This is a genomic window from Thioalkalivibrio sp. ALE19, assembly GCF_000428605.1.
Classification (GTDB): Bacteria; Pseudomonadota; Gammaproteobacteria; order Ectothiorhodospirales; family Ectothiorhodospiraceae; genus Thioalkalivibrio.
Window position 1 is genome coordinate 97,824 of the sequence record NZ_AUAG01000009.1, and the last position, 10,672, is coordinate 108,495.

Consider the following 10,672-nt stretch of genomic DNA (forward strand, 5'->3'; position numbering starts at 1 on the left):
CGATTCCGTCATGCTGAGTTTGTGGGAATGGATCCAGGACATGGGCAACAGCAAGACCCTGGCCCTGATCCTGTTCATGAGCACGTTCGTCGGGGTGGTGATCTATCTGTTCGCCAGCCCCCGGCGTGCACGGAAATTCGAGACGTATCGCTACATTCCTCTGGATGATGATGATTCACATCGGGAGCCGACGACGTCCCGGCGTGACAAAACCGAGAGTGACGAGCAATGAGCACACAGGACAATCGCAAACCGGGTCAGGGTGAGGTGGAAACCACCGGTCACGTCTGGGACCAGGACCTCGCCGAATACAACAATCCGCTGCCGCGCTGGTGGCTGTGGGGCTTTTACGCCACGGTCGTGTTCGCCCTGGTCTACTGGGTCCTCTACCCGGCCTGGCCGATCGGCGACACCTTTACCAAGGGGCTGGCCTCGGTGACTTACGAGCAGGACGGCGAGGAGGTCACCACGCACTGGAACACCCGGGCGCTGTTCTACCGGGACATGCAGACCGGTGAGTACGCCGTGCGCCAGCGCAACATGCTGGAACAGGTTGCGGGCATGGAGTACGCCGAAATCCTGCAGGACGCGGACGCGATGAGCTTCGTGAACGCCTACGCCCAGGGTTCCTTCGGCACGTGGTGCGCGGCCTGCCATCAGGTGGGCGGTGCCGGCGTGATCGGCCAGTATCCCAACCTGCGGAACGACCACTGGAAGTGGGGCGGCACGGTGGAGCAGATCGAAGAAACCCTGGTTCAGGGACGCCTGGGCTACATGCCCGGTTATCGGGGCATCCTTTCGGACCAGCAGCTGGATGACGTCTCCGCTTTCGTCCTGTCGATGAACGGCTACGACATGGATCCGGCCGCGGTCGAGGCGGGCGAGCGGATCTTCACCGGCACTGACGGCGGCTGCTTCCAGTGCCACGGTACCGGCGGCGAGGGGCTCGAATCCCAGGGTGCGCCCAACCTGACCAATGACATCTGGGGTCTGGTGGACGTCCACGGTGCCGCCGACGATGGCGAGCGTCAGCGTCAGGTGGCGCGTTTCATCCGCAACGGTGCCCAGCGCGAGATGCCGGCCTTCGCGGATCGGCTGTCGGATGAAGAGATCAAGATCCTGACGGCCTACGTGCACTCCCTCGGTGGCGGGCAGTAAGCCCGCTGCCCTTCTACCGCGTCGATATCCGACCGCAAGGGTGCGAGGTTCTTGACCTCGCACCCTCATTAGCTGTTAATGATCGAAATCCCATGGGACACCGGACCCGCGGCGTCCCTGATCCGGGGCCGTTCCCCGGGAGGCATTGATGGCGGAACAGCAGCCGATGTACGAAGCCCGTATTCCGATCCATCCGCGTTCGGTTAAAGGGCGGTTCCGCAACCTCAAGACCGGTATCCTGCTCGTCGCCTACAGCGTCTATTTCCTGCTTCCGTGGATCCGCTGGGAGCGCGAGTACGGCCCCAACCAGGCCATCCTCTTCGATATCCCGGGTCGCCAGTTCTTCCTGTTCGATCTCGTGGTATATCCCCAGGATATTTTCTGGCTGGCCGGTTTCCTGATGCTGGCGGCCGTCACTCTGTTCTTTGTGACCGGCCTGGCCGGTCGCGTGTTCTGCGGCTATTTCTGTTTCCAGACGCTGTGGACCGACGTGTACATGTTCCTGGAGCGGAAGATCCAGGGTGAGCGGCCCGCGCGGATCCGGCTGTCGAAGCAGCCATGGAATGGCGAAAAGATCCTCAAATACACCGCGACGCACGCCTCGTGGCTGCTGGTTGCGTTTGCCACCGGACTGGGGTTCGTCCTCTACTGGGGTGACGCGCCCACCATCGTGCAGCAGTTCTTCGTCGGCGAGGCCGTGTTTGCAGCCTATGTGACGGCGGGCATCCTCACGGCCACCACCTACACGGCAGCGGGGCTGGCACGCGAACAGGTCTGCACCTTTATCTGCCCGTACGCGCGGTTCCAGAGCGTGATGTTCGACAAGGACACCATGATTGTGTCCTACGACGAGAACCGCGGCGAAGGTTCGGCAGGGCGGGCGAAGCCGGTCAAGGGGTTCCAGACGCGCGAGGAGCGCCAGGCGGCGGGTGTCGGCGACTGCATTGATTGCGGCTATTGCGTGCAGGTGTGTCCCACCGGGATCGACATCCGGGACGGACTCCAGTATCAGTGCATCCACTGCGCGCTGTGCGTGGATGCCTGCGACACGATCATGGACAAGCAGGGCTGGCCCCGCGGCCTGATCCGCTACACCTCGGAACGCGAGCTGGAAGGTGGCAAGACGCACCCGATCCGGCTGAAGACCGTGGGTTACGGGGCGGTGATGCTGGTCATCCTGGGGGCCCTGGTGGCGAGCATCCTGGATCGTCCGCCGATGGATGCCAACGTGAATCAGGTGCGCCAGCCCCTCTACGTACAGATGTCGGACGGCCAGATCCAGAACTCCTACGAAATCCGCCTGAACAATACGAGTCAGGAAGTGCTCGACTTTGAACTGGGGATCGATGGCCTGGACGGTGCCACGCTGGATCTGGGGCAGGTGTCGGACATCCGCCTGGAGCCGGGCGAACGCCTGACGGTGCTGGCGCGAGTGCGCTACGATGTTCCGGCGGATGCCTCCGGATCCCGGATCCCGTTCGACTTCGTGATTACGGATCGTCAGGGTCGGATCGACCCCTACACCATCGGCTCCCAGTTCAGCTACGCGCGCTGACCGGAGGGCGGACCTCTACCCCGGCAAACGGATGTGCCGGGGTTCGCAAACACCGGACGCAACCCCGTCCCCGTGGACGTTGAAGGCATCATGAGCAACCTGGTTATTACCCTTGGCCTGGGCAGTGCCGCCCTGGCGCTGCTGTTCTTCCTGATCTACCGCTTCACGCGCCTGCGCGCCTATCACGCGGCTGCCGTCGTGGTGGCGGTCATGCTGTTCGTGTTCATCCCGGCTTCCATCCTTACCTGGCAGGGGGCGGATGTCTTCGCCATCCATCTGGCGCTGTACGTGATCGTGCCTTACGGGCTCGGGATCGTGTTCAGCCAGAAGGAGGCCGAGGCGGCCGCCGGCAAGGCCCACGTGGGGCGTCTGCACTGGGCGCCGATGGTGATCGTCGGGTTCTTCACCATCATTGCAACGGTTCAGGCCGTGCTGATTACCCTCGCGCACAATGGCATGCCGGACCGTTTCATCGGTACCCTGCTGCCCGAGCCGGACGCCCCCGTGGAGCGCGTGACCTCGGCGTTTCCGGGGCTGGTCGACGGCTTCGAGGATCGCGACCAGGCGCTGGCGGTGCATCGCATGAGCGAACTGGAGCAACAGGCTTCGCGCGGCTGGGAGATCCGGCAGGGCTGGCTGGGAGAGCCCCGCAAGGGGGAGACCGAGACCCTGCGGGTCGAGGTCCGCGACGCCGAGGGCCGGCCTCTGGAAGGGGCAGAGGTCACGGGTACCTTCCTCTGGCTCGCCGACCATCGCAAGGATCAACCCTTCGCCATGCGCGAACGCGGTGACGGATTCTACGAGGTCGACGTGGCACTTCCCGAGGCCGGGCGCTGGGATCTGCGCTTCTTCGTCGAACGCGACGGGGCGCAGGTCGAACAGCAGGCGAACACGCGCGTTCACGGTCACTCGGGCTGACGGCGCGGGTCCCGATGAGGCCATGCGTCTGACCCTGTCGTGAGCCAGCATGCGGTGAACGAACCGGCCCCGTCGGAGGCGGCGCCGGAGGAGCACTGTTTTCACTGCGGTCTCGAGGTGCCTCCCGGTGCCGACTACCCGGTGGAGTTCGAGGGCACCTGTCGCCCCACCTGCTGCCCCGGCTGCCAGGCCGTTGCGGGCGCGATCATCGAGCGCGGCCTGGGGTCGTATTATCATCATCGCACCGCGGCGCCGGCCGCATCGGGCGAAAGCATCGTCCCCGAAGAGCTGCGCGAGCTCGAACTGTTTGACGCCCCGGCGGTTCAGCGCCAGTTCGTGACGGCCCGCGAGGCCACCTCCGGTGAACGTCGCGAGGCGTCGCTGATCCTCGAGGGCATCACCTGTGCGGCCTGCGTCTGGCTGAACGAGCGCCACGTCCAGGCACTGGACGGCGTCGAGGAATTCCGCGTCAACTACTCCACGCATCGGGCCCGGGTGACCTGGGACCCCGAGCGTCTGGCGCTGTCCGATATCCTGCGTGCGATCCGGGACATCGGTTATCGCGCCCATCCCTACGACCCCGGCACACGCGAGCAGGCGCTGGCCCGCGAGCGCGGGCTCGCCCTGCGTCGCCTGGGGGTTGCTGCCCTCGGCATGATGCAGGTCATGATGCTCGCCGTGGCCCTGTGGCTGGGGGAGGGAGATCCGCAGCACGAGTCGATCATCGATTTCATGCGCCTGGTGGCCGCGATATTCGCCACACCGGTGGTGCTGTACTCCGCGATTCCGTTCTATCAGAGCGCGTGGCGGGACCTGCGGCACCGACAACTGGGTATGGACGTACCGGTCAGCATCGCGATCATCGCGACCTACCTGGCCAGCCTGTGGGCGGTGTTCTCCGGCACCGGCGAGCATGTCTATTTCGAGTCGGTGGTGATGTTCGTCTTTTTCCTGCTGACCTCGCGTTACCTCGAGCTGATGGCGCGCCAGCATGCGAGCGAAGCGGTGGATCGCATGGACCGTCTGGTCCCGGCGATCGCACGCCGGGTCACCGACCATGGCGAAACCGAGTCGGTGCCCGTGGCGGAGCTCGAGCCCGGCGATCGGGTGCAGGTACGCCCGGGTGAATCCGTGCCTGCGGATGGCGTGGTGGTGGACGGGCGATCGACGGTCAACCGGGCCCTGCTGACCGGGGAACCCGAGCCGCGCCCGGCCAGTGCCGGTACCGACGTCGTCGGAGGCACGGTGAACGTCGAGAGCCCGCTGGTGGTGGAGGTCCGCAGGGTCGGAGCGGAGACCACCCTGGCGGCGATCCAGCGACTGCTGGATCGGGCGCAGACCGAAAAGCCGCGGGTCGCGCGCATGGCCGAGGCCGGTACCGGGTGGTTCGTCGCCGCGGTGCTGATCCTCACGCTGCTGGCCGGGCTTGTCTGGTATTTCCTGATCGACCCGGCCCGCGCCCTGTGGGTGATGGTCGCCATGCTGGTCGCGACCTGCCCGTGTGCCCTCGCCCTGGCGACGCCGGTGGCGCTCACCGCGACCACGGGGACGCTGACGCGCGACGGCGTTCTGCTGACCCGGGGCTCTGCGCTGGAGGTCCTGCCACGCGTCACCACCGTGTGTCTGGACAAGACGGGCACGCTCACCGACGGCCGGCCCCGGCGGGTGGCGACCGAGGTCCATGACCCGGCATTCGATCCCGAGCGTGCGCTGGCGTGGGCCGCGGCCCTGGAGCGGCATTCCGAACACCCCCTGGCGCGCGCGCTGGTCGCCGAGGCGGGCGGGCAGCCGGTCGCGGTCGGGGTCGAGAATCACCCCGGCGAAGGCCTGACCGGAACGATCGACGGGCATCACGTCGCCGTCGGCGGAGCGTCACTGATGCCCGCCACACCGCCGACCGGTTCGAACACCACGCCCGACCCCCTGGCCTCACCGGTGTGGCTGGCGGTGGATGGCCGAGTGGTGGCGACCTTCTGGCTTGCCGACACCCCGCGTGCCGAGGCCGCGGCCACGGTGCGGGCCCTGCAGGAGCGTGGCCTGCGGGTCGTCCTGCTGACTGGCGACCGGCCCGAGGCGGCGGCGAGGTTCGCCGAGCGGCTCGGGATCACGGAAGCCCACGGGGGGTTGTCGCCGGACGACAAGCTGGCCCATGTGCGCGAACGTCAGGCAGGTGGCGAGTGCGTGCTGATGGCGGGCGAGGGGGTCAACGATGCCCCCGTGCTGGCCGGGGCCGACGTATCCCTGGCCATGGGTGGCGGCAGCAGCCTGGCGCGCACCCGCGCGGACCTGATCCTGCTGTCGGATCGCCTCGACCGCCTGCCCGGCGTGTTCGAGCGGGCCGGGGCGACGCGGCACGTGATTCGGCAGAACATCATCTGGGCCATTGGCTACAACGTCGTGGCCCTGCCCGTGGCCGCCTCGGGCATCCTGACTCCGTGGCTGGCCGCGCTGGGGATGTCGCTCAGTTCGCTGCTGGTGGTGGGCAACGCCCTGCGCCTGCGGCCGCCGCGCCCGCGTGACTCGACCTGAGCGGTCCCCGCGCGGGGCTTTGACGCCCGCGGCTGCCTCCGTACACTGGAGGCATGAACATCCTGTACCTGCTCATTCCGCTGGCCATGCTGTTCGCCCTGGTGGTCGGACTGCTGTTGCTGTGGGCGATCCGCTCCGGACAGTACGATGACCTCGAGGGGCCGGCCCACCGTATCCTGATGGACGACGATGACCCCAGGATTCCCACGCAGCCCCCGGCCAGCGGGTCCGGCGGGCGCGGGGCGGCGAAGGAGCGGCGTGAGGCCGACGGGCAGGCCCCGACCTCCCGGCGCCCGGAGGAGGCCGGTTCGGGCACGCGCGACGGTTGACCCCCTTGCGCCCCTCGCCGAAACGTCTTAATCTTGCCCACGAAAACGTAATGGATCTTGAGGTGGCGTCATGGGTGGCTGGTTTACCTTCGAAAACTTCCCGCTGACCCTCACGGCTGTCCTGGTCGTCTGGTCGTGGTTCAGCTTTTTCTCGGTGATCCTCTTCGGCTGAGGGGTTACCGAAAGACCGCTAACGCAAAAGCCCCCGGCGACGCGAATCGCCGGGGGCTTTTTCGATCACGGCCCCTGCGAAAGGGCGCGGATCCGAGACTCAGTCAGCGAAGGCCGTACGGATCTTGCGGATCGCGGCATTCTCGATCTGCCGGATGCGTTCGGCCGAGACCCCGTATTCCGCCGCCAGCTCGTGGAGGGTCGCCTTCTTTTCGCCCATGTAGCGGCGCATCAGGATGTCGCGCGAACGCTCGTCCAGCTCTTCCAGGGTCTCGCCCAGACGCGAACTGTAATGCGCGTCCCAGTCGGCCTCCTCGGCCACCCGGGCGGGGTCGTCGCTCATGTCCTCCAGGCTCAGGCGCTGTGCCGGTGCGAGGGCTGTCCGTTCGTCGTCATCGTTTTCGGGAAGCGGATCGAAGCTGGTGTCCTGGTTGGCCAGACGGTTTTCCATCTCCCAGACTTCCGCTTCGCTGACGCCGAGGTCCTCGGCCACCGCGGAGACTTCCTCGCGGTTCATCCAGCCCAGGCGCTGCTTGGCACTGCGCAGGTTGAAGAACAGCTTACGCTGCGCCTTGGTCGTCGCGACCTTCACGATGCGCCAGTTGCGCAGGATGTATTCGTGGATCTCGGCCCGGATCCAGTGTACGGCGAAGGAGACCAGGCGCACGCCCTGGTGCGGATCGAAACGCCGCACGGCCTTCATCAGGCCCACGTTGCCTTCCTGGATCAGATCGCCCAGCGGCAGGCCGTAGCCCCTGTAGCCGCGGGCCACGTGCACCACGAACCGCAGGTTGTGCAGAATCAGGCTGCGGGCGGCCTCGAGGTTGTTGCGCTCGTGCAGCTCCAGCGCGAGCTCGCGCTCCTGCTCGGCGTTCAGTACCTCGATCTGCGATACCGCCTGCATGTAATGATTGAGATCGCCCACCGGAACGGGCATGTCCGCGCGATGGGGCATCAGTGCCTGACTCATGGATTTGCATCCCTCCCTTCGTAACAGCTTCAACTTTAGCACTCAAACCATTCGAGTGCTAAACCCTCCGGGAGTTCCGCAATATGGGGTGTGCACCGCCGATTTCAACCCGGGGTCGGTCACGGGGATCAAGGGGCATCCCGCAGGGCGTGTCCGCTGCCCAGACGTGCGCCCGCCCAGCCGAGGATAACCGCCGCCATGACCATGCCCAACGCAACCTCGGGGCCCGGTAAACGCAGGGCATAGTCGATATCGAAGGCCCCGGCGGCCGTCTCCAGCGGTTCGCGCGCCTGCCAGGTGCCGAGGTAGAGCAGGAGCACGGCGAACAGCCCGCCGCCCAGCCCGCCATAGATGCCCCCATAGAGCGACGGACGGCGCAGGAAGCGGTGGGTTGCGCCACTGATCCGCGCGATGGTGATCTCCTCGCGCCGCTCGCGCAGTTCCGACGCGCTGGCCAGCGCCAGCACCAGCAGGGCACCCAGGCCCAGCAGGCCGGCGACGATCGTGAGGACCCGCGTACCGAGCTGGTACAGCGCGTTGAGCTGGCGCACCCACTCGTCATCGCTGACCAGCGTAGCGTCGGGGAAACGCTCCGCCAGGGCCGTCTCGAGGCGCGTGACCGTTTCCGGATCACTGCGCTGCGGCACCACGTCCAGGGTGTCCGGCAGGGGGTTGCCGTCCATCCAGTCGAGCAGGGCCGGGTCGGCCAGGTCGGCGCGATAGTCCTCCAGGGCGCGTTCGGCCGGGACGGCCGTCACGCGGCCGACATCCGCGAGCCGCTCCAGCTCCCGCGCGTGCTGCTGCAGTGCGCCGGATTCGCCGGCTTCCAGATAGACCGCGATGCGCGGTTCATGGTCGACGTGCGCGGAGAGTGCCCGCGCATTGTCCAGCAGGACCCACAGGAATGCGGGAAGCGCCAGGATGAACCCCAGCACCGCGATGCTGATCAGGGACATGATCGGGGCCTGCAGCCGCCGTGCGAGGCTGCGCCGGGCGGCGTCCGCGTGGGCCTCGCGCCAGGCGCCCAGGCGGTCGCGCAGGGCCCGGGCGCGGTTCATGCGCCGGCCTCCTGGCGTGCGCGGGCCTCGATGCGCCCGTCCTCCAGATGCAGCACCGGATGCGGCATGCGTTCCACCAGCTCCTGGTCGTGCGAGGCCACCAGCGCGGTCATGCCGATCCGGTTGAAATCGGCGAACAGGGCCAGGATCTCGCGTGACAGTGCCGGGTCGAGGTTGCCGGTGGGCTCGTCCGCCAGCAGCAGGGACGGGCGATGGACGATCGCGCGGGCGATCCCGACCCGCTGCTGTTCCCCGGCCGACAGGGTCTGCGGCCGTGCCCCCTCGCGCTGCAGCAGGCCCACCTTGTCCAGCGCCGCACGCACCCGGCGGCGGATCTCGGGTCGCCGGTACCCCATGATCTCCAGCGGCAGGGCGATGTTGTCGTACACCGGGCGGTCATACAGCAGGCGGTGATCCTGGAAGACCAGTCCGATGCTGCGGCGAAACTGCGGGATGTCGCGCGCGGAGAGCTGATCGAGATCAAAGCCGTTGACCCGCAGGCGGCCACGGGTCGGACGTTCCAGCCCGGCAATCAGGCGCAGAAGCGTACTCTTGCCCGCACCGGACGGGCCGGTGATGAACGCCATCACCCCGGGGTCGATCTTCAGGCTGACCTGACTGAGGGCCTCGGAGTGGGAGCCGAACCGCTTGGTGACGCGCTGCAGGAAGATCATCGACGGGTCAGTCGTCGTCCCGGCCGAGCAGGGCCCGTACGAAGCGGCGGGCGTCGAAGGGCTGCAGGTCCTCGGGCTTCTCGCCCACGCCAATGAAACGCACCGGGACGCCCAGCTGTTCCGCCAGGGCGAATATCATCCCGCCCTTGGCGGTACCGTCCAGCTTGGTGACGACGATGCCGGTCAGGCCCAGCGCCTCGTGGAACTGCTGCGCCTGGCTCAGGGCGTTCTGCCCGGTGCCGCCGTCCACCACCAGCAGGGCCTCGTCCGGGGCCTGCGCGTCCAGCCGGCCCATCACCCGCTTGACCTTGCGTACTTCGTCCATGAGGTTGGTCTGGGTGTGCAGGCGCCCGGCGGTGTCGGCGATCATCACGTCGATGCCGCGCGAGGTGGCGGCCTGAAGGCCGTCGTAGACGACCGAGGCGGAGTCGGCGCCGGTGCCCTGGGCGATCACCGGCACCTCGTTGCGTTCGCCCCAGTTCTGCAGCTGTTCCACCGCCGCGGCGCGGAAGGTGTCGCCGGCGGCCAGCATCACGGAGAAGTCGTCGGCGCGGAAGTGATGGGCCAGCTTGCCGATGGTGGTGGTCTTGCCCGCGCCGTTGATGCCCACCACCAGGATGGAGAACGGCCGCCCCGGATCATCGGGCAGGGTCAGCGGTTCGGAGACCGGTTCCAGCACCTCGATCATCGCGTTTTCCAGCGCGTCCATCAGCGCTTCGGCGTTGTCGAGCTCGCGCCGCTTCACCTCGCCGGTGATTCGGTCCATGATCTTCTGCGTGGCTTCCAGGCCGACATCCGCCATCAGCAGGCGCTCTTCCAGTTCCTCGAAGAGCTCGTCGTCGATGCGCCGGCGGAACAGGCTGCCGAGATCGGCGTTGAGCACCTGGCCGGTTTTGGACAGGCCCTGGCGCAGGCGCTGGAACCACCCGCCGCGCGCCGGTTTTTCCTCGGCGGCCGGTGTCGCGTCGTTCGCGGAGTCTTCGGACTTTTTCTTTTTGCGGAAACCGAACATGCCGGGGGAGGTCTGTTGAGAGATGCATAATCTTAGGGAAACGCTGATCAATATGCACGTTCGCGCTCGAGTCGCTTTTGCGTGCGAACAAGGCGCGGCGACCGCTGTGCAGTCATTCTGCACAAGGGAGTCGCAACGCCGTGCGCGCGCCCGTTTTGATCAACAACGGGCGGCCGAGCCCCTTCGGGGTTGGCGCCCCGGGTTCCCCGATCCGGCGTTGCGTCGCTTGCGGGTAGAACCACTACCCGTTGCACGACGCGCCTTGTCTCGGAAAACCCGGGGTGCCAACGCGAACGTG

The 10,672-nt window shown here is 67.1% G+C and carries 10 protein-coding genes; 6 read left to right on the plus strand and 4 right to left on the minus strand.

Annotated features, from left to right (window positions below; all coding sequences use genetic code 11):
- Positions 1–10 precede the first annotated feature (10 nt).
- The 6 genes from F787_RS0105035 (at position 11) to ccoS (ending at position 6,489) form a co-directional block, all read left to right on the plus strand.
- Positions 11–232, plus strand: coding sequence for a cbb3-type cytochrome c oxidase subunit 3 (locus F787_RS0105035; protein ID WP_019570135.1), 222 nt, complete (start codon positions 11–13; stop codon positions 230–232).
- Entirely contained in the window at positions 229–1,158 is a 930-nt protein-coding gene (gene ccoP, locus F787_RS0105040) for a cytochrome-c oxidase, cbb3-type subunit III (protein WP_028491484.1), read from the plus strand. Before F787_RS0105035 ends, ccoP begins: the two co-directional genes overlap by 4 nt.
- Positions 1,159–1,306: 148 nt before the next feature.
- Positions 1,307–2,713: a cytochrome c oxidase accessory protein CcoG gene (ccoG, locus tag F787_RS0105045; protein ID WP_018947081.1), complete on the plus strand. Its 1,407-nt coding sequence runs from the start codon at positions 1,307–1,309 to the stop codon at positions 2,711–2,713.
- A gap of 90 nt (positions 2,714–2,803) precedes the next feature.
- Positions 2,804–3,631, plus strand: coding sequence for a FixH family protein (locus F787_RS0105050; RefSeq protein ID WP_028491485.1), 828 nt, complete (start codon positions 2,804–2,806; stop codon positions 3,629–3,631).
- 39 nt (positions 3,632–3,670) lie between these two features.
- Entirely contained in the window at positions 3,671–6,160 is a 2,490-nt protein-coding gene (locus tag F787_RS0105055) for a heavy metal translocating P-type ATPase (protein ID WP_028491486.1), read from the plus strand.
- Between the two features lie 53 nt (positions 6,161–6,213).
- On the plus strand, positions 6,214–6,489 hold the full coding sequence (gene ccoS, locus F787_RS0105060; protein WP_028491487.1) for a cbb3-type cytochrome oxidase assembly protein CcoS: 276 nt from the start codon (positions 6,214–6,216) through the stop codon (positions 6,487–6,489).
- Between the two features lie 271 nt (positions 6,490–6,760).
- Here ccoS and rpoH read toward each other — a convergent pair whose 3' ends face one another.
- From rpoH to ftsY, 4 genes are all read right to left on the minus strand, one after another.
- The gene (gene rpoH, locus F787_RS0105070) at positions 6,761–7,630 is read right to left on the minus strand and encodes an RNA polymerase sigma factor RpoH (RefSeq protein WP_028491488.1); all 870 of its coding nucleotides are present in this window, start codon (positions 7,628–7,630) and stop codon (positions 6,761–6,763) included.
- 128 nt (positions 7,631–7,758) lie between these two features.
- Entirely contained in the window at positions 7,759–8,688 is a 930-nt protein-coding gene (locus F787_RS0105075; protein ID WP_028491489.1) for an ABC transporter permease, read from the minus strand.
- Positions 8,685–9,362, minus strand: a complete 678-nt coding sequence (gene ftsE, locus F787_RS0105080; RefSeq protein WP_019570142.1) for a cell division ATP-binding protein FtsE — start codon at positions 9,360–9,362, stop codon at positions 8,685–8,687. Before ftsE ends, F787_RS0105075 begins: the two co-directional genes overlap by 4 nt.
- Before the next feature lie 7 nt (positions 9,363–9,369).
- Complete coding sequence (ftsY, locus tag F787_RS0105085; protein ID WP_028491490.1) at positions 9,370–10,374, minus strand: signal recognition particle-docking protein FtsY; 1,005 nt, start codon at positions 10,372–10,374, stop codon at positions 9,370–9,372.
- Between the last annotated feature and the right edge of the window lie 298 nt (positions 10,375–10,672).